This is a genomic window from Acinetobacter sp. XS-4 (assembly GCF_023920705.1).
Taxonomy (GTDB): Bacteria; Pseudomonadota; Gammaproteobacteria; order Pseudomonadales; family Moraxellaceae; genus Acinetobacter.
Window position 1 is genome coordinate 2,114,259 of the sequence record NZ_CP094657.1, and the last position, 25,594, is coordinate 2,139,852.

At 39.4% G+C, this 25,594-nt stretch carries 16 protein-coding genes and 1 pseudogene; 7 read left to right on the forward strand and 10 right to left on the reverse strand.

Annotated elements, in window-relative coordinates:
* Positions 1-49: 49 nt before the first annotated feature.
* The gene (locus tag MMY79_RS09850; RefSeq protein ID WP_252608073.1) at positions 50-2,011 is read right to left on the reverse strand and encodes a TonB-dependent receptor; all 1,962 of its coding nucleotides are present in this window, start codon (positions 2,009-2,011) and stop codon (positions 50-52) included.
* Between the two features lie 217 nt (positions 2,012-2,228).
* Here MMY79_RS09850 and MMY79_RS09855 point away from each other — a divergent pair, with 217 nt between their 5' ends.
* A complete protein-coding gene (locus MMY79_RS09855) occupies positions 2,229-5,390 on the forward strand; it encodes a multidrug efflux RND transporter permease subunit (RefSeq protein WP_252608075.1) in 3,162 nt (1,053 codons plus the stop codon).
* A gap of 54 nt (positions 5,391-5,444) precedes the next feature.
* Here the strand turns inward: MMY79_RS09855 and MMY79_RS09860 are convergent, their stop codons facing one another.
* The 5 genes and pseudogenes from MMY79_RS09860 to MMY79_RS09880 all read right to left on the reverse strand — a co-directional run bounded on the left by MMY79_RS09860 (position 5,445) and on the right by MMY79_RS09880 (position 10,050).
* Positions 5,445-5,714, reverse strand: coding sequence for a phosphopantetheine-binding protein (locus MMY79_RS09860; protein WP_252613501.1), 270 nt, complete (start codon positions 5,712-5,714; stop codon positions 5,445-5,447).
* Positions 5,697-6,314, reverse strand: a pseudogene (locus MMY79_RS09865) (isochorismatase family protein); the annotation flags it as partial. The gene MMY79_RS09860 and the pseudogene MMY79_RS09865, both read right to left, overlap by 18 nt.
* 21 nt (positions 6,315-6,335) lie before the next feature.
* Positions 6,336-8,000, reverse strand: coding sequence for an AMP-binding protein (locus MMY79_RS09870; RefSeq protein WP_252608077.1), 1,665 nt, complete (start codon positions 7,998-8,000; stop codon positions 6,336-6,338).
* Positions 7,997-9,235 (reverse strand): isochorismate synthase, encoded by a 1,239-nt coding sequence (locus tag MMY79_RS09875; protein WP_252608079.1) that lies wholly within the window; start codon positions 9,233-9,235, stop codon positions 7,997-7,999. The genes MMY79_RS09870 and MMY79_RS09875 overlap by 4 nt, the downstream gene beginning before the upstream one ends.
* Before the next feature lie 44 nt (positions 9,236-9,279).
* Positions 9,280-10,050 carry an SDR family oxidoreductase gene (locus MMY79_RS09880; protein WP_252608081.1) on the reverse strand — a complete coding sequence of 257 codons (771 nt, stop codon included), beginning with the start codon at positions 10,048-10,050 and terminating at the stop codon, positions 9,280-9,282.
* Between the two features lie 266 nt (positions 10,051-10,316).
* Here MMY79_RS09880 and fes point away from each other — a divergent pair, with 266 nt between their 5' ends.
* The 4 genes from fes to entS are packed head-to-tail and all read left to right on the forward strand — an operon-like array spanning position 10,317 to position 20,172.
* Positions 10,317-11,516 carry an enterochelin esterase gene (fes, locus tag MMY79_RS09885; RefSeq protein WP_252608083.1) on the forward strand — a complete coding sequence of 400 codons (1,200 nt, stop codon included), beginning with the start codon at positions 10,317-10,319 and terminating at the stop codon, positions 11,514-11,516.
* A 29-nt stretch (positions 11,517-11,545) separates the two neighbouring features.
* Positions 11,546-11,761, forward strand: a complete 216-nt coding sequence (locus MMY79_RS09890; protein WP_016138145.1) for an MbtH family protein — start codon at positions 11,546-11,548, stop codon at positions 11,759-11,761.
* A 12-nt stretch (positions 11,762-11,773) separates the two neighbouring features.
* Positions 11,774-18,925, forward strand: a complete 7,152-nt coding sequence (locus tag MMY79_RS09895) for a non-ribosomal peptide synthetase (protein ID WP_252608085.1) — start codon at positions 11,774-11,776, stop codon at positions 18,923-18,925.
* Positions 18,922-20,172, forward strand: a complete 1,251-nt coding sequence (gene entS, locus MMY79_RS09900; protein ID WP_252608087.1) for an enterobactin transporter EntS — start codon at positions 18,922-18,924, stop codon at positions 20,170-20,172. Before MMY79_RS09895 ends, entS begins: the two co-directional genes overlap by 4 nt.
* A 41-nt stretch (positions 20,173-20,213) precedes the next feature.
* On the opposite strand, the gene MMY79_RS09905 is transcribed toward entS, so the two are convergent.
* A complete protein-coding gene (locus MMY79_RS09905) occupies positions 20,214-20,945 on the reverse strand; it encodes a 4'-phosphopantetheinyl transferase superfamily protein (protein ID WP_252608089.1) in 732 nt (243 codons plus the stop codon).
* Between the two features lie 413 nt (positions 20,946-21,358).
* Here MMY79_RS09905 and MMY79_RS09910 point away from each other — a divergent pair, with 413 nt between their 5' ends.
* The gene (locus MMY79_RS09910) at positions 21,359-21,649 is read left to right on the forward strand and encodes a hypothetical protein (RefSeq protein WP_013197946.1); all 291 of its coding nucleotides are present in this window, start codon (positions 21,359-21,361) and stop codon (positions 21,647-21,649) included.
* Positions 21,650-21,651: 2 nt separating this feature from the next.
* Positions 21,652-23,256, forward strand: coding sequence for a PepSY-associated TM helix domain-containing protein (locus MMY79_RS09915; RefSeq protein ID WP_252608091.1), 1,605 nt, complete (start codon positions 21,652-21,654; stop codon positions 23,254-23,256).
* 46 nt (positions 23,257-23,302) lie between these two features.
* On the opposite strand, the gene MMY79_RS09920 is transcribed toward MMY79_RS09915, so the two are convergent.
* Genes MMY79_RS09920 through modA form a run of 3 tightly spaced genes read right to left on the reverse strand, consistent with a single transcriptional unit; the run spans position 23,303 to position 25,402 of the window.
* The gene (locus tag MMY79_RS09920; protein WP_252608093.1) at positions 23,303-23,923 is read right to left on the reverse strand and encodes an ATP-binding cassette domain-containing protein; all 621 of its coding nucleotides are present in this window, start codon (positions 23,921-23,923) and stop codon (positions 23,303-23,305) included.
* A gap of 4 nt (positions 23,924-23,927) precedes the next feature.
* On the reverse strand, positions 23,928-24,620 hold the full coding sequence (gene modB / locus MMY79_RS09925) for a molybdate ABC transporter permease subunit (RefSeq protein ID WP_252608095.1): 693 nt from the start codon (positions 24,618-24,620) through the stop codon (positions 23,928-23,930).
* Positions 24,617-25,402: a molybdate ABC transporter substrate-binding protein gene (modA, locus tag MMY79_RS09930; protein WP_252608097.1), complete on the reverse strand. Its 786-nt coding sequence runs from the start codon at positions 25,400-25,402 to the stop codon at positions 24,617-24,619. The genes modB and modA overlap by 4 nt, the downstream gene beginning before the upstream one ends.
* Positions 25,403-25,594: the final 192 nt, after the last annotated feature.

The window sequence follows — 25,594 nt, forward strand, 5'->3', positions numbered from 1 at the left end:
AAAAACAAAGCCTATTCCCCTACGAATAGGCTTTGTGCTTAGTTTTAACTTAGAAACTATAAGTCGCTTTTACAAAGTAATTGCGGCCATAAAGTTTAGTGTTAAAGGTTTTGTTTTTATCTTCCAGATCAACATCGGTCAGGTTTTTTACGCCATAGTCCAATGTTAAGCGTGGCGAAAGTGGTGAAGTAAATGTCACATCATAAGTGGTATAGGCTGGTAACTCTTTAGTTGCAGAGTACATTTGTTTACCAACGTAGCTTACGCCCGCATTTACACGGAAGTCTTCAACTGGTGCCCAAGAAACTGAACCATTAGCCAGCCATTCTGGTCGTTCAGTTAAGTCTTTACCTGTGGTTTTATTTTTTGCATCGAGGTAAGTGGCATTTGCCTTAACACCTAGATTATCCGTGAAGTCGTAACCACCTGTAAGCTCAACTCCTTTAAGTTCTGCACGGCTTACATTAGTCCAGATTTTTCTAAAATCACCCACTAAACGCGGGTCTCCATCACTTAAGGTAATGGCTTCAATGAGATTTTTCACATCGTTTTGGAAAACTGTAACTCCAGCATTCCAGTTTGGACGGGTTACAATTAAAGATGCTTCGTAGTTGGTACTTTCTTCTGGTTCGAGGTCTGGATTACCTCGAATGTGACAACTACCGCCACATGAAATCATTGAGTAATTGATATCTAACTGTGCTGGAGACGGAACTTTATAAGCTTGACCAACACCACCTTTTAAGACAACACCTTCAGCAAGTTCATAAGATAAATAGGCCTTACCGGTCGATTTACCATCAAAGTCATCAAAGTCGTCGTAACGGCCACCTAGAGTTAAGGTCAGTGCATCATTAATATGGGTATCGTTTTGAACAAATACACCGTAACTTTTTTGCTGGTTTTTCCCTGTACCGATATAACTCACAACGTCTGTAATTTTTTGATCTTTATAATCAAAACCAGCTGTGGTGTTATTCATTACCCAGTCAAAGTTCGCGAAAGCACGACCAATTAAGTTTTCTTGCTTATAATTACGACTTTGTGGTGCATCATATTCGCTGTCGTAGTCATAAATTTTGGCTGTTTCTTTTCCAATATAAGCTTCTGTTTTCCCCCAACCCCATTTTCCGCGGTGAGCAATTCCTACATTGGTACGCTTCATTTCCGACTCTTGAATTGAGGTCGCAGCATCTTGAGTAAGTGGGCGTTTATCGTTGTTATAGCCCAAATCTAGGTCTAAAGTTTGTTGGTCACTAATATTCCAACTTAAAGTACCATTTACATTTTTGGTGTCTTTTTCTACAAAGTAAGCGCCATCTGGATCTGGTTTGCCATTTCGATACCATGCATCGCGATTATAAGCATCTCCGGCCAAAGTAAAACTTACATTGTCGGTTAGACCGCCATATAAGTTAAATCCATAACGGAATTGATCTTTACCATTCCCACGGTCAGCTCGGTTATATTGTCCAAAGACCGAACCATGAAGCTGCCCATCTTCGGCTTTCTTGGTAATAATATTGATTACGCCACCCATAGCATCTGCTCCATAGAGAGATGACATTGGTCCTCGAATAACCTCAACACGTTCAATACTATTTAAAGGAATTGCACTCCAGTCAAAGTCATTACCACGCCACATGGCACCATTAGATGACATGCGTTTGCCATTAAGTAGAATGAGTGTGTAATTGCCTGATGTATTTAGCATTCCCCGTATAACGATTTTATCTTGACCGCTATTATAGTTATAAACCCCAGCCTGTTTTTGTAAAACATCAGCAAGGCTCAGTGCTGCACTGCGTTCAATCTCTTCACTCGTGATCACACTAATGGATGCAGGTGCTTTATCTACGTCTTGTTCTTTTAATGCAGCAGAAACCACAATAGTTTTAAGTTTTTGAACTGGTTCACTATTACCCTGCTGTTCAATATCTGTATTTGCTTGAACGGCGAAAGGAAGCAGTGTTGAGATGGCGACCACCAGCGCCTTTTTCGTTAACGTCATTTCTCGGCCCTTATTCTGGATAATGATTACCACATGATAATTATTATCATTTATGATGTGCCGAGCATCATATACGCATGACTTTTCTTGATCAAGATAAAAATAATTATTAGTTATATAATGATAATCATTATTGTTTGTACTGTGAAAAAGCGTTACCATTACACTTTCGTGTGCCTAAAAACCTATTTAAAACAATCTTAAAGTAGACATAACAATGCTCTCTCGATTTTTTATCTATCACCCTATCTTTGTTTCTGTCATTGCAATCACTATTCTTATTTTTGGTTTTCTTGCCACTTTAGCAATGCCTGTCGAACGTTACCCTAACCTTGCTCCACCGGGTGTTACGGTTGTTGCGAACTATCGTGGTGCAGCTGCTGACACAGTCGAAGAAAGTGTGACCCAAATTTTAGAACAACAAATAAAAGGTCTGGATAATTTGCTTTACTTTACGTCCTATAGTGAATCATCAGGAACGAGTAGCATTGATATTCATTTTAAAATTGGCACAGATATTGATAAAGCACAGCTCCAAGTACAAAACCGAATTAATGGCGCATTAAACCGTTTACCTGAGGAAGTTCAAAGACAAGGCGTAAACATATGGAAAACCACCGGCGATATGCTACTTATTGTGGGGCTATATGATGAAACTGGTAAAACCAGCAATATTGATTTGTCTGATTATATGGTGAATCACTTTGAACAACCTTTAAGTCAGTTGCAAGGCATTGGTGAAGTTAATGTTTTTGGTTCAAGCTATGCCATGCGCATTTGGTTAAATCCAAATCAGCTTAGAAATTATCAACTTGTACCGAGTGATATTGAAAAAGCCCTAGAAGATTATAATACCCAGATTGCTGCGGGTTCGATTGGTGCAATGCCCTCAGCTGCTGACCAAAATATTTATGCAAAAGTAAAAGCAGGTTCGCGTTTAAAAACAATAGATGACTTTAAATCGGTGGTGGTTAAAGCAAATGTTGATGGTAGCCTTGTTTATTTAAAAGATGTCGCGAGAGTCGAATTAGGGGCAGAAAATTACGAAAGTATTAATACGCTTAATGGCTACCCATCGTCAGGTTTAGGCATTTCTCTAAGCCCAGATGCCAATGCAATCGAGACTTCTGCCCTTATTAAAGAAAAAATGGCTCAGCTTAGCCAGCATTTACCAGCTGGATATAAAGTCGTTTATCCTCGAGACAATACACCATTTATTGAAGAGTCAATTAAGCAGGTCATAATCACTTTGCTTGAAGCAATCGTGCTTGTTGTTATTGTGATGTATCTCTTTTTACAAAATTGGCGTGCAACTCTTATTCCAACCATTACGGTTCCCATCGTCATTAGTGGCACATTTGTGGTGTTGTATTTGTTTGGAATGAGCATTAATACGCTTACGCTATTTGCCCTGGTTTTAGCGATTGGGTTATTGGTTGATGACACGATTGTAGTCGTGGAAAATGTTGAGCGGCTTATGCACGAACAACAGCTAAGTGTACATGAAGCTTGTTTAATGTCGATGCAAGAGATTAGCGGTGCATTGGTAGGCATTACGCTGGTCTTAACCGCGGTATTTATCCCAATGGCTTTTTTTAGTGGTTCGACGGGTATGATTTACCGTCAATTTTCTATTACATTAGCAGCAGCCATGTTGTTATCGCTATTTGTTGCCATGACTATTACACCTGCGATGTGCGCAGTTCTATTAAAAAAACATAATAAAAAACCAAAATGGGGACAAACACTTGAGCTTGCTCTTCAAAAAGTCAGATCATCTTTTAGTTTTTTATCAGTTCGTTTAATCCAGTTTAAAGTATTTTCCAGTCTATTGGTTGTGGGCATAGCAGTAATTTTATTTTTGATTTACCGCAGTTTGCCTACAAGCTTTATTCCAAATGAAGATCAAGGACTACTTGCTGTTCCTTATAGTTTGCATAACAGTGCCTCAATGAGCCAGACTGAAGAAATTGGAAGACTCGTCAATAATTATTTCTTTGAACACGAAGGTAAAAATATTAATACCGTACTGGTCGTGAATGGACAAAACTTTTCAGGGAGCGGTCCAAATTTAGGTATGGCCTTTGTTTCACTCAAACATTGGAATGAGCGTAAAGGCGAAGCCAATACGGCGAGTGCTATTCGTGAACGTGCCCAAGCATATTTACAAAAAAACTTGCCCGCTAAAGTCATGGTAGGAATGCCGCCAAGTGTATCTGGTTTAGGTCAGTCGGATGCTTTAGAACTTTGGCTTAGAGATGTAAATGGTCAAGGGCGCGATGAATTAATTAAACAATATAAAGCCTTAGAAAAAGAATCTCGAAATTATGCGGCCTTTGAAAATCTAAGTCCTCTTGTGAGTGAAGATAAAGCCGAAGTATTTATTCAACTCGATCAAAATAAAGCCAAAATGTTAGGAATTGACCAACAAGCAATTCGTTCAACACTATCGACTGCTTGGGGTGGAAACTATGTTGGCGATTTTGTTGAACGAGGTCGAATTAAAAGAATCATTATGCAAGGTGATTCAGAGTTTCGTTCTAAACCCGAAGATTTAGCGTATTGGCATGTCCGAAATAATACAGGTGGAATGCTTTCCCTCGCTCATTTTGCGCAAAGTCAATGGACAGGTGGCCCAGAAGCTCTTACCCGATTTATGGGTCTAGCTGCCATTCAACTTGAAGCAAATGTAAGTTCAGGCTTTAGCTCAGGTCAAGCAATGCAACAGTTAAGTGATATGGTCAGTAAACAGTCTGGTATAGATGTCGCATGGAGTGGTCTTTCTTTACAAGAGCAACAATCTAGCCGCCAAGCGATCTATTTATATCTCATTTCTATTTTGTTTATTTTCTTATGTTTGGCTGCCTTATATGAAAGCTGGAAAGTTCCTTTTATTATTTTATTAGGGCTTCCTCTAGGCATTACAGGCACTATTATTTTTGCTTGGATTTTTAAGTTACCTAACGATGTTTACTTTCAAATTGCCCTATTAACAGGTATTGGCTTATCTTGTAAAAATGCAATTCTAATTGTTGAGTTCGCGACTCAAGCACTCAAACAAGGAAAAAGTAAAATCGATGCAGCAAGTGAAGCATTAAAGCTACGTTTACGTCCGATTTTGATGACATCTCTTGCCTTTGGTGCGGGTGTGGTTCCTTTAATTTTTGCAACTGGTGCAGGTGCTGCGAGCAGATATGAAATTGGAATGAGCGTATTTGGTAGTGTCGTGTTTGGTACTTTACTGGTACCGTTATTTACTGTGTTCTTCTTTGTTGTGGTTCATAGTTTACCGAGTTTTCAGTGGTCAATGAGCAAACCATGGTTGAGTCGAACTTTAAGATTTAATAGCCGTATTAAAAAGGATAATACATCCTTTTAAAAGTTAGAATAAAAAATGGCAGATATTAAATCTGCCATTTTTTATTCTTTCAATTTAAGCGACTAGCTTATCAATCCAAACTTCTAGTGTTGGTTGTTCAGCTAAATCTTCAAAACTTACCTGTGCGCCGTAAGCTTGCCATTTACCCACTAATGTCATGAGTCGTACTGAATCAAGTCCAAGCATGAGTAAATCATCATTTAACTGAATTTCTGAAGCTGGAATCTGAAGCTGTTCACTCACTGCCAAAACAATACCTTCTTCAGTGAGTGGTGAGACTGCTTGTTCAAGGGCCCAAGCTCGTGTGACTTGCTGAGTTGTCATGACTTGCCCACAACGTGTACTTGTATATTTTAAAGCCATATCGTGTTCTTCACGGCTAAAATCAGCAAGTGCATCTCCACATAAAAACGGCTGAATATTTAGCATAAAGGCTTCTGCCGCACTCATGAGGCAACCAATATGTGCATAGACACCACAAATGATGAGTTGATCGCGGTTTGACTCACGCATAAGTTGTTCGAGTGGAGAAAATTTAAAAGCGCTATAACGCCATTTTGTTAAGACAGTATCATTTTTATCAGGCGTAATTTCTGGCAAAATTTGAGTGATTTTCGGGTCATCTTTTAGGCCAGTTCCCCAAAAGTCCGTTAATAACTGGCGATGTTCAGGTGTTTGGTTACCGGGCTGTGCAGTATAGACCACAGGGATATTAAACTTACGCGCAGTTTCAATCAGTTCTTTGGTGTTTTTAACGAGCTCTGGAATAGGCGCTTGAGTTTGATCATAAAAATCTAAAAAATATTGCTGCATATCATGTACTAATAAAACAGCGCGATCGGTATGCAACTGCCAATGTGTTTTATTCGCTGTAAATTCGTGCGCTTGTGGCATGCTGTAACTGGCAATTTTAGGAATACTCATCAAATTTTTCCTTTTTTATCTTTAAGCAAGAACATTGGTGTTGGTTTCAAATTGTTGACGTAATCTTTTTTTGTCGATTTTTCCAAAGGCTGTATATGGAAATTGCTCGATAAATTCGACTCGATCGGGAATTTTGTAGGTTGCAAGTCCATAGTCTTTCAGATGTTGACGAACTGACATTGCAAGACGAATTGGGCTTGGATCATCAGCGTGTACTTGCCATGCAACAAATGCACAGCTCTTTTCACCCATGATCTCATCAGGCATAGCGACCAGTGCTGCTAAACGAATTTGTGGATGAGTTAATAAAGCTTGTTCAACTTCTTCTGTCGCAATTTTTTCACCAGCGCGATTGATTTGTTCCTTTGAACGGCCTTCCACAACAATGCAGCCATCTTCGCGAATACGTACTAAATCGCCTGTACGATAAAAACCATCTGGTGTAAAAGAACGAGCGTTGTGCTCTGGTGCTTGGTAATAGCCGCGAATGGTATAGGGACCGCGCGTTAGCAAATGCCCTACCTCTCCAGCGCCTACTGGTTGATCATTATCATCCAGTACTAAAATTTCATCATCTAGTGAGATTTTTAAACCTTGGGTATGGATAATTTGCTCTTTCGTCATGTCAAAATGGGTGTAATTCACCAGCCCTTCAGCCATGCCAAAAACTTGTTGCAGATTGACTTGGAACTCATCAATCAAGCGTGTGGCAACTGCATCGGGTAAACGCGCTCCTCCGACTTGTAAACAACGTAGAGTCGACAATATTAGATCTTGATCTTTTGCCGCTTTATCCATCCATGGGCGAACCAAAGCAGGAACCAAGCAAGCATCAGTCACACCGTGTTTTTTGATCAATGAAAAAGCAGTTTCAGGGCTTGGGTCAGTGCCTAAAACCACAGCCCCGCCCGAATAAAAAACACCTAAAGAACCGGCCGAGCTCATTGAAAAGTTATGCGCCGCGGGTAAAACCATGAGTAAACGTGATGACTGATTGAGACGGCAGATTTTTGCGCTTTCACGTACGCTATATAGATAGTCGTCATGGGTACGTGGAATCAGTTTAGGAACACCGGTACTTCCACCTGAAAGTTGTAAAAAAGCAACCTGACCTGCCGTAGTCGGTGAGATGGCTTCATCCAAAATACTGGTTTCTTTTAATAGATTTTGAACTGCTACAAATTTGTCAGCATTTCCAAGTATAAATACATGTTGTAAGCAAGAAGCAGTTTGCTGAAGCTTTTCGGCGAGCTCTCGGTAGTCAAATTTTTGTGCACCAAAATCAGCACAGAAATAAGCTTTTGCTTGAGTTTGTTTGAAAAAACTACTGAGTTCTGCATAGCGATGTGCAGGTAAAGACATCACAGGTAAAGCACCAAGCCGAATCAGTGCAAAAAATAAAACATAGAACTGATAGTGATTCGGCATTTGTACAACTGTTTTGTCACCTGCTCTTAGTCCATGTTGATATAAGTGGCTTGTACAGTAATCAACTAAATGATCAAACTCAGCGTAACTAATGGCTTTATCACCATCATATACTGCAATATTTTGCGGATATTTTTGAGCACTTTCACGCAAGAAATCACTCAAGTTTTGCCCAAGCCAATAACCTTTTTTACGGTAAATCTCAGCAAATTCTGCTGGATATGGCACTGCACCATCCAAATAAACCTGTGTTGTCATGTGTTTGGTCCTTGTATTGGCAATTGATTGGGTGAAATCTGGAATCCGTCCAGCACAGTGCGAAATTTAGCGGCAGTTTCAGCATGTTCAGCTTGTGGACGAGAAGCTTCCACAATGCCTGCACCGGCAAATAAACGGGCAATGTTCTGATAGATTCGGGCACAGCGAACAGTCACCGACCATTCACCATTACCTTGTTCATCTGCCCAACCCATAGTTCCTGCAAATAATTCACGGTTAAATGGTTCAAGTTGCTGAATTAATTCTTTAGCAATCGGACTAGGCTCCCCACAAATTGCAGGCGTTGGGTGTAAACGTTCAATTAAGTCAAAAACATGAGTATCGGCCTGCTTAAGTTCGCCAGTAATGTGTGATGCCAAGTGCCAAAGGCGTTTGGTACGAATGAGGGATGGTTGCTTAGGTACTTTTAACTCCTTACAAAAAGGTGTGAGCTCATCGGCAATCATTTCGATGACGAGTGCGTGCTCATGTTGATCTTTTTGTGAAGCAAGTAATGCTCTGGCATTATTTTGGTCTAGGGTTGGATCGTCATCACGGGCCAATGTGCCAGCAACGGGTTTACTCCAGATTTTTGTATTTTGCTTTGCAATTAAAAGTTCGGGGCTTGCACCGACAAACCACCCTTCACTTTGAGGATGCCTCGCGACTGCATAGTTATAGCCTTCGGGATTATGCTTAGCTAAGTTATAAAATAAGTCCGAGACGGGAATATTTTGTTCAAACTCAAGTTGCAAAATACGAGCAAGTACGGCTTTATCAAGTTTTTTTGCTTGCATTTGCTGAACTAAATACTCAACTTGCTGTTGGTAGTGTTCACCTAAAGGGAAATAATCAGCCTTTTTTAAAGATAAAGAACCAAAATCAATATCAGATTGTGCATAGAGTACTTTCTGATAGATTTTTGCATTTTGCATCAGCATTAAATTGACATCGGCTGCCGAGCAAAATGGTAAACCACCCATAATTTTGACGTCTTTATAACCGTCATTCATTGCAAGTTGTAATTGAGCTCGTGCTTCATCTAACCAATCTTTTAAAAGGCTATTTTTAGCAACTTGAATATCTCGTAATTTTTGATGACTATTGATGGTGTATTCTGGCGTGGTAAAAATAAAACCTGCGTCATTTCCACAATTCAAAATTTCTTGTGCTAGTGCAACGCGACTTTCAGTAAAATTTTCTCGTTGGATAAAATACGGATGCTGTGCCGACATCTCTCAACTCCTTATACAGTTATTTTGTTGTAATGAATGAATGTTTAAACGCCTAAAGTGGCTCCTCCATCAACCACAATTTCTTGCATGGTAATTTGTGCAGCTTGATCAGAAAGTAAAAAGCTGACCGTATTGGCAATATCTTCAGGCTGGGCTAATTTTCTTAAGGGAATGCCTGTACGGTATTGGCTTAAATCTCCATCGATTACCGCAGGCGGGGGTGAATTATCTGTCCAAAGCTGCTGCTGCATTTGAGTTAGCGTAGAGCCTGGTGAAACAATATTAAGCCTTACTTGATGAGGTGCAATTTCAAGCGCAAGATTACGGCAGTAATGGCTCAACGCAGCCTTGCTGGTGGCATACATACCAAGTTGTATACGTGGCATCCGTGAACTATTCGAGCTAATCGTGACAATACTTCCCTGCTTTTTTTCACAAAAATGCTTGGCAAGTTGTTGACTAATCGCAATAGGTGCCATGACATTTACAGCGAAAAGTGTTTGCCAGTCTTCTGTTTTTGCTTCAAGCATAGAACGCATAATCAATACGCCCGCTGCATTCACTAAACCCGTTACGCTATGTTTGTTTAAAATGTCTTTAATGAGCTTTGCTGTTGTTTCTTGATCAGTAATATCTTGCTGAAAGCCTTCCCAACGTGTGATTTCACTGTCTTGTAGCTTTTGAGTGACTTCCCATTGTTCGGGTTTTTCCTGTCGGTCGATGCCGATGACTTGATACCCTTGCTGCAATAATTTTTTTGCAATAGCAGCTCCAATACCTCTTGCAGCACCTGTGACTACGATGGTAGAGCTCATGTTTTACTCCAGTTTGAAACGAATAGTAAATTTCGCCACATAATTGCAAATAATTATCATTATTATCAAGTGCGATAAATATCAAACATAAGATTACAATCTAAATCAAGTTATTTATTAACCAAGAATTCTCCTTATTTAATTGATTTTTAATAATTTTAAGAAAACCCATCTTTTTTTATTGATTATAATGATAATTGTTTCCATTTACTAATGAGAATCATTTTGTTAATTTGACCGCGCTTTCTTGCCGAGATGGACTCAAAATGAAGCCATTTTCTCATCCCTTACATCCCCTATTTCAACAACTCAATGTTGGGAGTGAGGTCTGGTGGAATACCGTTAAAAAAATAGGTAGTCCGCTAGTTAACCTACAAAAAAATAAAGCGCTATATACCTTTGTTTGGCGTAGTCCTGAGCCTAAAGAAAGTATCTTTGTTTATATTGATATCTATTCACAGAGCCCTTCTATCTATCAAAAGTGGAATCGTTTTAGCCATATAGCTGGAACAAATGTGTACTTCTTTGAAATAGAGCTGCCCCTAGCTTGGACTGGTAGTTATGTTGTAGTTACTGCTAGTGAAGAAGCGCCAGAAACAGATTGTGCAGCAACACGACGCTTATGGTGGCAAACACAGCTTAAACAAAATGCTCAAATTGACTCATTCAATCAGCATGAGTTTTATACGGGACATCTGGCCCGATACATCAATCAAATTCAACTCGAAAACACAAAATCTTTCATAGACGATTGCCCAATTACAAAGACATTTCAATGGTCAAGTCGCTTATGCCAACAGGACTATTTGGTCGACATTTTTATTAGTCATCGATCGACTCAAGAAGTCTTGCCACTTGTCATATTGCTTGATGGCCAAATCTGGAGTCGAGAGCTTTCAATTCTGCCCGAAATTCAACATTTGACTATTTCAAACAAGATTCGCCCAGCAGTTTATGTTTTTGTTCATAGTTTAAATAGTCAACAACGCCAACAAGATTATGGTTGTCATGATTCGTTTAGTCAGGCGTTGGTTGATGAACTCATTGAAATACTTATAAAAGAATATTCTTTTATTTCTAAAACAGACATTACGTTATGTGGTCAAAGTTTAGGTGGTTTATGTGCTTTACATAGTACTTTGTTGTTCCCGACTATTTTTAATTCCCTGATTTTGCAGTCTGGATCTTATTGGTGGTCAGATTTTTCAAACAGTATTTTAGGGCAAAAGCATAAAGGTAATATTTTAGAACTGCTTCAAAACCTATCTCATCCATTATCAAAAACAACTCAAATCTATATCAGTGCCGGCACGTATGAAACCGATATGCGCGACGATGCCCTTCAGCTTTATCAACAATTGCAATCATTCAATCAAGTGAGTTTTCACAGTTTTTCAGGCGGACATGATGCTGTGAACTGGCGTACCGACTTGCTTAAGGCATTGCAACACACTCTTTCACTATAACCATTTGTTTCATCAAGGATAACAATATCATGAGCAACTTACAGGAAAACTATATTAATCCTTTCGATAATGAAAGTTTGTCTTTTCAGGTTTTAAAAAATCAACAAGGTGAGTTCAGTTTATGGCCTGCTCAACATCAGGTGCCATCGGGGTGGGATATTCAGCATGGACCAGATACACGAGCTTCGTGTATTGCATATGTAGAAAAGCATTGGGTTGCTATTAACCCCTTTCAACAAGCGTAAAGGAGTATTGTCATGAATCAAGCATTAAACAATGAATTTACTCCAGATATTTCTCAACCAGCTCGCTTTGAATTGGCATCTACTCAGCTCGGTATTTTTCTTGCCGATCATTTAAGTTCAATTGAAGATTTATATACTATTGCGCATTGTTTGGAACTACCAAAAACTGTCGACCTCCCAACATTTAAAAAAGCAATTCAAATCGGCTTGAGTGAAGCTGATACGGTCATTGCTTCATATTCATCTGACCCATCTCAACCGTTTATTGAGCTTAGCAACCAAATTCAGTTTAAAATTGAAGAATTTGATTTTTGTCATTTAACTCCCCAAAAAGCTCAGCAACGTTTATGGGACTGGATGCCATCAGATCGTCAATGTGCTAAATCACTTAAAACGGGTGAATCTCAACTGTTTCGTCAGGTGTTATTTACGACGCATGATAAAGTGTATTGGTATCAACGCTATCACCACATCATGCTTGATGGCTTTAGCATGATTAACCTGACCAAACGTATTGTTGAACTCTATCAACAATTACAAGAAGAAAAAGACCTTTCAGCTTCTCCGTTCATTGGCGTCAATGATGTTATTTCTGAGCGTCAGGCTTATGAAAATAGCCATCAATTTAAAATAGACCAAGCTTTCTGGAAAGCATATTGTGAAGATTTACCTAGTCCAGTTAGTTTAAGTACTCATCATTTAGCAGCAAAAACCACAGCGACATTTATTAAGCATCAGCTGCGTTTTTCGACAGGGATTTTAGAGCAGATTCAAGCTTTAGCTGCGCAATCTAAATTAGCTTTGAATGACATGATGATGTCATTGTCATTACATTATATTTACAAAATGACCGATAAAGCTGATCTGGTTAATGGTATTCCATTCATGCGCCGTTTAGGTTCAAAAGCGATTCGCTCAACCTTACCTACGGTAAATGTGTTGCCTGTGAAGTTTAAAGTTGCTGAAAAAGACAGTTGGGTAAGCTTGGCTCAACATATACAAGAGCAATTACGACAAATTCGTCCGCATCAGAAATACGATGCTGAACAAATTTTAAGAGATTTAAATAGTATCGATATTCATGAACGAATGTACGGCCCTATTTTAAACTATAAAGCTTTTGATCAAGATTTGGTGTTAGATGGTGAAAAGGTCAAAACACACCATATTTCTACAGGACCAATTGATGATTTTGAGTTTTCTTTTATTGTTCAAGATCATGAACTCATTATCGAACTACGTGCAGATTCGCAGCGTTATACACAAGATGAACTATTTAACCATGGTCAACGCTTAACTTTATTGCTTGAACAAGCTCTAATTCGTCCAGAACAGGCATGTAGCAATTTTAATATTACGACACCACAAGAGCTTGCTACCTTGACTCAAAGTGGTATTGGTCCACGTGTTAGCCATTCTGAACAATATAATAATGTTCTAGATATTTTTTATGAGCAAATTAAAAAGTATCCCGAACGTACCGCAATTGTGAGTGGTGAACGTCCAAACCTTCAGCATCTTAGTTTTGCTGAGCTTGCGGTACAAGTAAATCAACTCACTCGTTTTTTACAAGAAAATGGGGCCAAAAAGCAAACTGTCATTGCTGGAGCTATTCCTCGTTCGATTGACTCAGTTGTCGTGATGTTATCTGTACTCAATTCTGGTGCGAGTTTCTTACCTCTCGATTTAGATTATCCAATCGATCGTATGCAAATGATGTGTGAAGATGCAAATCCATTATTTGTATTAACGACACAAGCTCTTGCACAGCAACTACCACAAAATATTCAGCAGTTATACCTTGATCATGAAGATGTTCAAACGCAAATTCGAAAGCAAGATGCGAGTGATATTCCTGCCGAAAATCGTAAATTTGATTTCCAAGATGTTGCTTATGTGATTTTTACCTCAGGTAGTACTGGCCGTCCTAAAGGAGTAATGAACACACATGGTTCTTTACTCAACCTCATTTTGTCACATAAAACAACCATTTACTGGCCTGTATTAGAAGCTGTAAATGAGCGTTTCCCTGAGCGTCCGTTACGTGCAGCGCATACACACTCTTTCTCATTTGACTCATCTTGGCTACAAGTTTTCTGGATGCTCTGGGGCCAAGAGCTACATATTTTTGATGAAAACATGCGTCGTGATGCATTTGGTTTAGTGCAAGAAATTCAGCAACGACAAATCGATACACTTGATTTACCGCCATCTTTTTGTGCGCAAATGATGACGAATGGTTTATTTGCTGAAAATCAGCATCAACCCAGTCTTATTTTGATTGGTGGTGAAGCTGCACCTTTAGCTTTATGGCAACAGCTTAATGCTCAGCCAGCGCTTTTTGCACATAACTTATATGGCCCAACAGAATATACGGTTGATACTTTCCGAGCAGAATTAAAACAGGCAGCTCGCCCTGTCATTGGTAACCCTATTGGTAATACACAGGCCTATGTACTAGATCGCCACTTGCAACGATGCTCAACTGGTGTCATTGGTGAGCTTTATATTTCTGGTTTTGGGATTGCCAATGGTTATTTAGGTCGCGCTGACTTAAGTGCTGCCCGCTTTGTAGCGAATCCATTTGAACATGGACAGCGCATGTACCGTACGGGTGATTTAGTCCGCTGGAATAGCGCGGGTAAACTTGAATTTATGGGGCGCTGTGATGACCAGATTAAAATTCGTGGTTATCGAGTTGAGATTGGTGAAGTTGAAAATACACTTTCGATTTTAGCCAATGTTGAAAGCGCAGTCGTGATTGCAGAACCAATTAATAACAGTCATCGTTTACTCGGTTATTGTGTGGTCAAAGACATTGAACTCGATGAAAAAACCAGTGAGCAATTAAGTCAGCAATATTTAAGTCAGTTACGTCAAAACTTACCTGAATATATGGTGCCTTCTGCCCTGACTGTTATGTCCGAATTTCCACGAAATGTAAGTGGTAAAGTCGATAAAAAAGCACTGCCAAAGCCTCAAATTCGTACCCATAGCCGAATGGCCGAAACGTCTGAACAACAACTTTTATGTCAAATTACTGCATCTGTTCTTAAGCTTGACGCAATTGGAATTGATGACGACTTCTTTATGACAGGTGGCGATAGTATTTCGGCCATTATGCTTTGTACTCAATTACGCCAACGCGGTTACGGCTTAAGACCAAGTGATGTATTTCAATTTAAAACAGTCGCCGCTATGGCACCGCAACTCACCCGTTTAGATGAACAACAAGCGGCCGTTTCAAAACCGTTATTTTCAGCAGACCTAGAACAAAAGGTTCAAGAAAAATATGGAAAAAACAGCACTATTTTACCTTTGCTTCCTTTGCAAAAAGGCATGTTGTTCTTATCTCAAGTAGAAAATCAATCGAACTATAATGCCTTTACTCGTCTTAGTTTAAATGGAGATATTGATCCGGTACGTTTGCAGCAAGCTTTGATTACCGTATTAAAACGTCACCCTCAATTAGGCGGACATTTTGATAGTGAATTAACTGAAGAACCTGTTTTTATCTATTCATTACATCCTACTCAAGCTTGGCCAGTTCAGTTTTGCTCAGTCACTCCCGATCTGCTTGAGCAAACCATTCAAGAAGCATTGCAGCAACCGATTCACCTCGACCAACCCTATGGCTTAATTCGGGCAACTTTAATTCAACATGCTCCAGAACATTCAGAATTATTGATTATGGTGCATCATCTGTTAACAGATGGTTGGTCAACTCCGCTGTTTTTACAAGACTTTATTAAAGCTTATCAGCAAACTAATCAACAATTACCTGTGCTTGAATATAGTTATGAAACAGTGATTAAAGCTTTATCTGGACGTGACCATGAAACATCAAAAGTAATTTGGCAACGTGATTTAGCAGATTTACAGCCACTTATTTTATTTAATCAAGCACAGCAAGCTGTACAGGAAACTTCATATCGTTTAAGTGCTGAGTTGGGTGCGAAACTTCAACACAAATTACGCCAGCAAGGCATCACGCTCAATGTCTTCATGCAAATGATTTGGGCAATGACTTTAAATATTTATGCTCATCGTGAAGATATTGTGTTTGGTACTCCTGTTTCTGGGCGTTCAGCACCTATCAATGGCTTAGATCAGCAGATCGGATTGTTTTTAAATACGATTCCAGTGCGTGTAAAGCTCAACATGCAGCAAACACTTTGGGAACAATTGACTCAGTTACAGCAATTGCATGTTGAACATTTAGAACATGATGGTTTAGGACTGGGTGCAATTCAGCAATTGATGGCTCAAGGTAATCTTTTCGATAGTTTGTTAGTCGTAGAAAACTACCCTGATAACCAGTATTTACAGCAAAAACTTGGTGATGCTGCGATTTCAAAACTCACAAATCGTGGTTATAGCCATTACCCGCTTGCTTTATTGGTTATTCCTGATCATCAAATTGAGCTATTACTTGAGCAGCGTGGTGTAATTGATCAACCAGAGCATTTTCTTGAGCGAATGGTTCAATTGATTGAAATTGCATTAAATGAACCAGAGACGTCTCTTGGTCACTATCGCTTACAACTGGCTGAAGAGCACGAATTAATCCAGAAAACAAATCAAACCCAATACTATGTTCGTCAGAGCACGTTACAGCAATTACTCAGAGAACAAGCTCGAATTACTCCTGAACAAACGGCATTATCTGATGAAAATCATCAGCTCAGTTTCAGTGAAGTGCGTTTGCAAGTTTGTGCTTTAGCACAGCAATTACAAAGCGCGGGTGTACAGGCTGGAGATATTGTTGCGGTTGCCCTACCAAGATCAGTCAAATTGAGTATCGCTATTTTAGCGGTAATTGAAGTAGGTGCAGCTTATTTACCTATTGATTTACAACATCCGTCTGAACGCATCAAATTTATGTTGCAGGATGCCAAATCTAAACTTGTGATTGGTGAACAAAAAGATCTAGCTGCTATTGCCTCTCCATCAATAGCCACCTTTACTTTTAATGAATTGTTTAATGAAACAAAGGTTGATTTAAGCAGCTATAAAACAACAGTCATTACGCCACAGCATCCGGCATATTTAATCTATACATCGGGTACAACAGGCCAGCCAAAAGGTGTTATGGTTTCTCACCAAGCCATTGTGAACCGTATTTTATGGATGCAATCAGAGTATCCACTATCAGCAACCGATACAATTTTACAAAAAACGCCATGCACTTTTGATGTTTCGGTATGGGAGTTTTTCTGGTCATATTTAGTGGGTGCACGATTGGTTATGGCACCTGTAGATGCACACCGTGATCCATTGGCATTATTAAGCCTCATTCAAAAATATCAGGTAACAACATTACATTTTGTACCGTCAATGTTGGCTGTTTTTGAAAATGCTGCTACCGAAATTTTGTCATCTGCTCAGCGTCAAAGTTTACCAATCCGCCGAGTGTTCTGTAGTGGTGAGGCATTACCAATGGCTTTAGCAAAATCATTTACCGAGCACTTTAGCTGTGAGCTACATAACTTATATGGCCCAACGGAAGCTGCGGTAGATGTGAGTTATATGGACGCAACACTAGGATTACATCCAGAAGAAAGTAGCGTTGCGATTGGCTATCCAGTCTGGAATACCCAGCTTTATATTTTAGATCAATACTTACGTCCTGTTCCTGTTGGAGTGGACGGTGAGCTTTATTTAGCAGGTCATCAACTGGCCATGGGTTATTTACATCGAGCAGACTTAACGGCAACACGTTTTGTGGCTAACCCATTTGCAGCAGGTCAACGCATGTACCGCACTGGTGATATTGCTCGCTGGCATGCTGACGGTCGTATTCAATATGTGGGCCGTGCTGATGACCAGTTAAAGATACGTGGGCAACGTATTGAATTGGGTGAAATTGAACAGCAATTACGCTTACTCAGTGGTCTTGATGTGGTTGTACATCCTATCTCTTCTGAGCAAAATAAAGCAGATGTTCAATTGGTCGCTTACTTGCAAACAACTGCACTTGTGGACATCGACCAGTTAAAGAAACAATTGGCGAAACAGCTTCCTGCATATATGGTGCCGACACACTATATGTTGGTCGAGCAATTCCCATTAAGTCATAATGGTAAGCTGGACCGTAAAGCACTGCCGCAACCACAACTTAATTCTTCAAATACAGAAAAACAGTACGCCACCACTGCTTTTGAACATGAACTGACACGTATTTTCCAGCAAATTTTAAATACAGATCAGAATATTGGTGTTAACGAAGATTTCTTTGCCATTGGTGGGCACTCCATTTTGGTGATGAAGCTTGCAATTGAAATCCGAAAAGTATTTAAGCGGACCATTCCAATTGGCCAGTTAATGAGTCATGTCACGATTCAACGTTTAGCAGCTTTACTGCTTACACAAGAACGTTTAGCAGAAGTTGAACAAACTGGCATGCAACCTATTTTACCAATCCGTTCTGGCTCAGGGCATCCATTGTTCTGTTTCTTCCCTGGTTCTGGTTCGGCATGGCAATATACGGTTCTGAATCGTTATCTGCATTCTGATTTACCCATTATTGGATTGCAGTCACCTCGACCAGATGGCCTATTGGCAAATAGTACTGATATGGACGAATTGGTTGAAAAACAACTTGAGATTATGCGAAAGCAACAACCAACCGGACCTTATACTTTATTAGGTTATTCACTTGGCGGCACTGTGGCTTATGCAGTTGCAGCGAAGTTAACTGAACAGGGTGAAAAAGTTGATTATCTCGGCTTATTAGACACTTACCCTGCTGAAATTCATCAGTGGTTAGATTTATCTGTAGAGGAAATGAATGCTGAAGCTGAACAAGAACAGCTTCAATTCTTCAATGATATTTTAGCCGATGCAGATACGGCTTTAAGTGAAGAAACCCGCCGTTTACAAGAGGATATTTTCGCAAACTATCGCGATGCGGTCCGTTTATTAAAACCTTATAAGATGCCGCACTTTGATGGTGAACTACACGTAGTTGTCGCTGAAAAAGACTTGCTGCCGTATATCCAACCAGAACAACAATGGTCACCTTTAGTCAAAAAACTTAATATTGTTCGACTAAGCGAAGCGGACCATACCGATATATTGTCTCCACAGCAGCTTGAAACACTTGGCCCGATTTTAAACCGCATGATTTGTCAGGCGCGCGGTTTAGAGGAGCACACGCCATGAGCTTCAAATCTATATTGACCGATTTTAGTCTTTTAAAACGTAATGCTCATTTCCGACATGTATTTATTGCCCGCACATTGTCATTGTTAACAATTGGCATGTTGGTCGTGGCTATTCCAAAACAAGTCTACGACATTACGGGTAGTTCGTTAAATGTTGCAGTTGCAATGGCTTTTGAAGGCATTGCCATGTTTATTGGCTTGTTACTTGGTGGTTTGCTGTCAGATCGCAAAGATCGAAAATGGCTGATTTTATTGGCACGTGGTGTGTGTGGTTTAGGCTTTGCTGGCCTCGCCATCAACGCCATGTTTGAGCACCCTTCGCTCTATGCTATTTATTTTTTATCGGCATGGGATGGTTTCTTTGGTGCACTGGGTGTAACCGCAATGATGGCGATCATGCCTGTGATTGTAGGGCGCGAAAATATTGTACAAGCCCGTGCGATCAGTATGGTATCCGTACGTCTTGCAACTGTTATTTCACCAGCAATCGGCGGTATTTTAATTGCGGTTAGTGGTGTAGCAACTGTGTATTGGGTCTCAACCGTGGGTACTTTACTCACTGTGTTTTTATTAATGGGGCTGCCTGCACTTAAACCACAACATGCATCAAATGGTGAGAGTCCTCTTCGCCAATTAGCTCAAGGGTTTAAATTTGTTTTTAAAAATAAAGTGGTTGGTAGCACCATTTTAATTGGAACACTGCTCAGTTTTAGCAGTGCTATTCGTATTATTTTTCCGCAAATGGCAGATGAAATTTTTCACGGTGGCGCATTTGAACTCGGACTTATGTATTCAGCCGTTCCGTTAGGCTCGACTTTAGGCGCCTTATTGAGTGGATGGACAACAAGGTTACTTCGACCCGGCTTAGTTATGCTCTATACATGCTTAGGTGTTTTTAGCTGCATAATTATGATTGGACTTTCACCTTGGCTCATCGTGACTTTACCAATTTTATGTGTGTTTGGATATTTGATGTCGATTGCCAACTTACTTCAATACAGTATTGTGCAAGGACATACACCTGATGAATATCTAGGCCGTATTAATGCAATCTGGCTCGCACAAGATGCGTTAGGCGACTCGATTGCAACCACAACTTTAGGTCTTTTAACTCGGTTTTTACCAATATCAGGAAGTATCCTCTTCTTTGGCATATTAAGCTTTGCAGTAGGGTTTATGTTCTTATTCAACTCTCAAGATATGCGTGAAACTGGATTCCAAGATCCTAAATTACAAGAAAATTAAACCCTAAATAAAAGAAGGCAATTCGTTGCCTTCTTTTTATTTTAAGCAAAAATCCGTGCTTGAAAAACCCAAGTCATAATATAGTCTTGTTCTACAGCCCAGCCACCTTGATATTGTTCTAAGAGTTGATAGCGCTGTTGAATTTCTGGCAAAAAAGTTAGTGTTAATTTTTGATTTTCAAAATTAATATCAACTATAGATGCTTCTAAGAAATCGATATATTGCTTTGCAGTGGGATAAACCGCTTTATATAGACTTTCTTTTATAGAAAAAATTAAGCTTACATAACGGGCAAAATCAAAAAACTCAGCCGCTTTATTTTTCCATAAATCAAACTCAGATAGCGTTAAAACAAGATGTGCACTATCTTGAGCAAATTCTGAGGTCACCCAATGCTCAATATCAATTCCCAAATAAACCGCATGGCAAGATAACGCAACAATTAAATTATTTTGTGAATGACTAATACTCCCCAAAACATGGGATGGCCAAATAGGCAAAGGTTCGTACATCGAGGTTATTGGCTGGTCTAAACCGAAATGATGATTTAAAACTGCCTGAGCTAATACTCTGCCGCATAAGTACTCATTTTTACGTTCGACACGCGCTTGAGCAATTTTTAGGGGATGGTCTAATCGTTGGTCTATATGCAAATGCGTTGTTTGTGATAAATCGAGCCCATAACAAAATAGCTCTGATGTAAGAAAAATAGGACTCGAAATTTCATAAATTGATTTACTGATTTGTTCAGGAATGTATAGATAATGACTCACTGTATTCGACTTCAAAATAAATATTTTTAATGAGTTATCTCCTATCTTAACTTACTTACTACAAATCTATAAATAATTATATTTATCATTTGATAATAATTATTATTTACTTATACTGTTGGGTGAATTTTGACTTTAATTTACTTATAAACATCGATTATGAAACTTATAGGACTTTTTTTGACCCTGTTGGGAGCGGTCAGTATCTATTGTAGTCATAGCAACCAAAATCTGTTGTCTCAACATCTTCCTACTTTCTTTAAGTATTTGGGTTTAGTGCTATTAGGCATTGGATTTATTGCGCTCTTTGCAAGCTTACCGAAAGTGGTTGCCACTTTTTTCTGGTTCATGCTCATCATTTTTGCATGGTCTTTCCTCCCTTTTATGGCGCTTTTTAAACGGAAACTGATTTCATGAAAGCTAAAATTCAGTCTCCTATCCAGCCAGACTGGTGGAGTAAAACTTTTGCTGGTGGTGTTTTTGGTCTAAGTCTTTCTATCGCTATTGGTAATTTGATTGTTTTATTAGGCCAACCTTATGTCGCCATGGATTTATTGGTGCAAGTGGGTATGTGGAGTGTTCCTTGGGTTTGGATGCCGATTATGTTTGGCAGTTATTTTTTTACGACTGGACGAAAAGCGCTTATCTATTTATTCATTGCGAATGCCCTAGCGTATAGCTGTATTTTTGTCTTACGGGGTTAAACATGAAAGTACGTTCAGACATCATGAAATTAGCAAAAAGCATGCATACTTGGGTGGGTGTATGTGCTGGGATTTTGCTTTTTATCTGTTTCTTTGCTGGTGGGCTCAGCATGTTTCAGCACCATATTAGTAAGTGGGCTACGCCAACACAGCAAGTTTTACCGAAAGTCTCACCCGATCAATATAATGAGCTTATTCAAAAAGTACAGACCGCCTATCCTGCTGCGCAAAAGAACTTCACACTAAATTTATCGTCCAATGAATTTCACTATGCACCCATTACTTGGAGTGAACATGAACGTGGAGATGGCTTTAATGCGGCTCAGTCTACGTGGATGGCAAGCTTAGATGATAAAGGTCAGTTAATCGTTGCCCAAGAAAACCTATCTAAAGCTGGCTGGCTAATCGAACAGTTACATGAAACAGCAGGCATACCGGGCATGGCAGGCCATCACGGATTAGGTCTCTATGTGATGGGCGTGGTTTCAATTTTATATTTTCTTGCCCTGCTTTCAGGAGTGATCATACTTTTACCAACCTTGGTAAAGGATTACTTTGTTATTCGGCCTGGCAAAAATAAAAAGCGCTTTTGGCTAGATGCGCATAACGTGATTGGAATTACGAGCTTACCTTTCCACATCATTATTAGTATTAGCGTTATTGTCTTTGCTTTTCATGACTTTTTTTATGATGCGATTGGACAACTTGCACTCAAAGGACAGCCTGTTTTTCAGCGTTCTCCCCCTGCACTTATTCAGCCTAAACAAACACAGATTGATGTGCAGCAAATACTAGCTCAAGCTAAAAAAGCAGCACCTGAATATTCAGTTGACTATATCCAGTTCAGTGGCCTAGATAAACCTGAAAAAGCCAATGCACGTATTGCTCTCTATAGCTCAGATCAGATGTTGCGTGGTGCAAATCATGACTTTATGCGTATGAACCCATATGCAGTTGAGCACTTTAACCATAAAGGCATTAACACACAGACTGATGCTGGGAATAAGTTAATCAACGCCATGTTTAGCCTACATTTTGGAAGTTTTGGTGGTACGGGCGTACGTTGGATTTATTTTGTGTTAGGTGTCGGTGGCGCTTTCTTGTTTTATACAGGTAACATCCTTTGGGTTGAAACTCGTGCACGTAAGCAAAAGCGTGCTGAAGACCCTGTTCCTGTTCAACGTAAAGATGTAGTGTTCCTTGCGAATTTAACTATAGGTGCATGTTTAGGGTGTGTTTTAGCTGTCGTAGGTACAATGTTGGCCAGTCGTTGGCTTTTCGCTACACTCAATATTGAAAGCATGAATCACCTCTTTATGTATGGTTATTATGCGATTTTCCTACTGAGTTTGATTTATACCTTTGTGATTGGCTATGCAAAAGCTTTACCACAACTGCTGTTAACTTTGGTTTTAGTTTTCTTTGCGATTCCGCTTACATCCCTTTTAGCTTACTTCATTCCTCAAAGTGGCTTATGGGTACATGGTGGAGAAATCTTAGTGGTTGATTTCTTAGCTATCATTTTTGCTTTCGCTTTCTGGCGTTTTTATCAACAAGCCCAAGATCGTCGAAAATCTGCTCCAACGGGCAGTTTATGGGCTAGCTAACAACCATAAATCAATATGGCTGAAATAATGTGTGAAATATGAAAAATTATAAAATCCACATTGTTTCGGTCAGTTGTTTAATTTCTTGAATATCATGACTCACATAAATCATTGGAATTTTTATTTCCTCTTTTACCTTTTGAAAAAAAGGAATAATTTCAGCTTTATGATTCGCATCTAGTGCAGATAATGGCTCATCAAGTAATAACAGCTTAGGTGAATATAACAATGCTCGACCCAGTGCCACGCGCTGTTTTTCACCTCCTGAGAGTTTGATGGGCATACGTTGTAATAAGTGCCCTAACTTTAATAACTCAATAATATAATCTGCTTCGAAGTGACGTTCTTGTTGGGAAAGATGCTTAAGACCAAATAATAAGTTTTGCTTTACCGTTTTATGCGGAAAAAGCTGAGCATCTTGAAAAACCAATCCAACATGCCGCTTTTGGGTACTCAAGTTAATGTTTTGATCTGAATTAAACCATGTTTGATCCTGTATTTTAATGAGCCCACTACGCGGAGTGTTCAGTCCTGCAATGGCGTGTAAAATTGATGTTTTACCTGACCCAGAGGCACCAAATAATCCAATAACAGCAGCATCTGACTCGAAACTAGGTTCACTATGAAATTGACCCATGTGTAGCTGAAAACGGCATTCAATTAACATAACCTTATCGTCCTAAGCGCTTTTTTTGATAACGATGAAACCACTGTGCAAACCATAGGGCTAAAAAAGCCACGCTTAACGATAAAACGATAAGCCGTTGAATAGCGGCCTCTGTATCGGGTTGTTGCATTAGGCTATACATGGCCAAAGGTAAAGTACGTGTTTCATTTGAAATATTACCCACAAAGGTAATGGTCGCGCCAAACTCACCTAAACTGCGGCAAAAACATAAAATAGCACCAATTAGAATACCACTGCTGGCAAGAGGCATCGTGACATGAAGAAATGCCCCTAAAGATGAAGCACCTAATGTCTTTGCTGCCATTTCTAAACGCTGATCGACCAGTTCAATCGCTAGCCGAATAGATTGTACCAATAGCGGGAAACCCATCACTGCTGATGCAAGAACGGCGCCTTTCCAGTTAAATGCAAAATCAATTCCAAGCGGTGCCAAATATTGTCCAATAATACCGCGGCTCCCAAAAACTTGTAAAAGCAAATAACCAGGTACAACTGGCGGTAACACCAAAGGTAAAAACACCAATGTTTCAATGAATGACTTACCCCAGAACTCTTTACGTGCCAAAAACCATCCCACACAAATTGCAGGAATAATACTGATTACAAGACAACTTGCTGCAACCTTACAAGAAAGTTGCAGAACGCTGAGTTCTTCTGGGGTTAAAGAAAACATCATGGTTTAACTGGAGCTAGCACACTAAAGCCATATTTTTTAAAGACTGATTTGGCTTGGTTGCTTTGTAAAAATTGATAAAACTTTGCTGAGTCAGGATTCTTTTTAACCATCCCTACAGGATAAGTAATTGGCGAATGCGTATTTTCTGGAAATACCCCAACTACCGTTACATCTTTACTAATCGCTGCATCGGTTGCATAGACAATGCCAACCTGACATTCACCACGCGCAACAAAGTTTAGTGCTGCTCGAACATCTTCTGTTTCAACTAACTTTGGCTCAATACGGCTCCACCAACCTAAATTGGTAAAAGCTTCTTTAGCATATTTGCCTACAGGCACACTTTTGGTATCCCCTGTACAAATCTTTCCTGTAAACACTTTATTTGGATCGGTTGTTTTATCTAGTTTTACGTTTAGTGACTGCCCTTTTGGAGTAATTAGAACCAAACGGTTGCCTAGTAAATTTATACGGTCATTTGTTGCAACTAATTTTTTGTTTTGTAGATAATCCATCCACTGTGTATCAGCAGAGATAAATACATCGGCTGGTGCCCCAGCTTCAATTTGTTTAGCTAAAGTCGATGAACCTGCATATGAAGTTTTGACTTCTATATTATTTTGTTTTTCGTAAATTTTTTCTAAATCACCAATCGCATTCGTTAAGCTCGCTGCTGCATAAACAGTAACCGATTCAGCCTTGGCTGGAATATTAAAAACCAATCCTATGCTGAGGACCGAACAAGCTAAAGCCAATTTTTTTATCTTCGTATTACTTACCATTATGTTTTACCTTTTTTGTCTTTTTTTGCAGCGATATATACCCAAGAATATAGCGCCACACAAAGATTATGAAAAGCATAATTCGTTAAATATAGATGACCGGAATGAAGGTAAATAGTGCAATTCGTATTTTGATCTTCATTTTGGTGCACTCTGTAGCGGCGTTAACCATTTAAGAGCACTATATAAAAC

Bases quoted from the DNA above. Each gene is read 5' to 3' on its own strand.
- MMY79_RS09850 (WP_252608073.1), bottom strand. From the start codon at position 2,011: ATGACGTTAACGAAAAAGGCGCTGGTGGTCGCCATCTCAACACTGCTT.
- MMY79_RS09860 (WP_252613501.1), bottom strand. From the start codon at position 5,714: ATGACAACTCAGCAAGTCACACGAGCTTGGGCCCTTGAACAAGCAGTC.
- MMY79_RS09855 (WP_252608075.1), top strand. From the start codon at position 2,229: ATGCTCTCTCGATTTTTTATCTATCACCCTATCTTTGTTTCTGTCATT.
- MMY79_RS09910 (WP_013197946.1), top strand. From the start codon at position 21,359: ATGAAAGCTAAAATTCAGTCTCCTATCCAGCCAGACTGGTGGAGTAAA.
- fes (WP_252608083.1), top strand. From the start codon at position 10,317: ATGAAGCCATTTTCTCATCCCTTACATCCCCTATTTCAACAACTCAAT.
- MMY79_RS09920 (WP_252608093.1), bottom strand. From the start codon at position 23,923: ATGTTAATTGAATGCCGTTTTCAGCTACACATGGGTCAATTTCATAGT.
- modA (WP_252608097.1), bottom strand. From the start codon at position 25,402: ATGGTAAGTAATACGAAGATAAAAAAATTGGCTTTAGCTTGTTCGGTC.
- MMY79_RS09880 (WP_252608081.1), bottom strand. From the start codon at position 10,050: ATGAGCTCTACCATCGTAGTCACAGGTGCTGCAAGAGGTATTGGAGCT.
- MMY79_RS09870 (WP_252608077.1), bottom strand. From the start codon at position 8,000: ATGACAACACAGGTTTATTTGGATGGTGCAGTGCCATATCCAGCAGAA.
- entS (WP_252608087.1), top strand. From the start codon at position 18,922: ATGAGCTTCAAATCTATATTGACCGATTTTAGTCTTTTAAAACGTAAT.
- MMY79_RS09915 (WP_252608091.1), top strand. From the start codon at position 21,652: ATGAAAGTACGTTCAGACATCATGAAATTAGCAAAAAGCATGCATACT.
- MMY79_RS09895 (WP_252608085.1), top strand. From the start codon at position 11,774: ATGAATCAAGCATTAAACAATGAATTTACTCCAGATATTTCTCAACCA.
- MMY79_RS09875 (WP_252608079.1), bottom strand. From the start codon at position 9,235: ATGTCGGCACAGCATCCGTATTTTATCCAACGAGAAAATTTTACTGAA.
- MMY79_RS09890 (WP_016138145.1), top strand. From the start codon at position 11,546: ATGAGCAACTTACAGGAAAACTATATTAATCCTTTCGATAATGAAAGT.
- modB (WP_252608095.1), bottom strand. From the start codon at position 24,620: ATGATGTTTTCTTTAACCCCAGAAGAACTCAGCGTTCTGCAACTTTCT.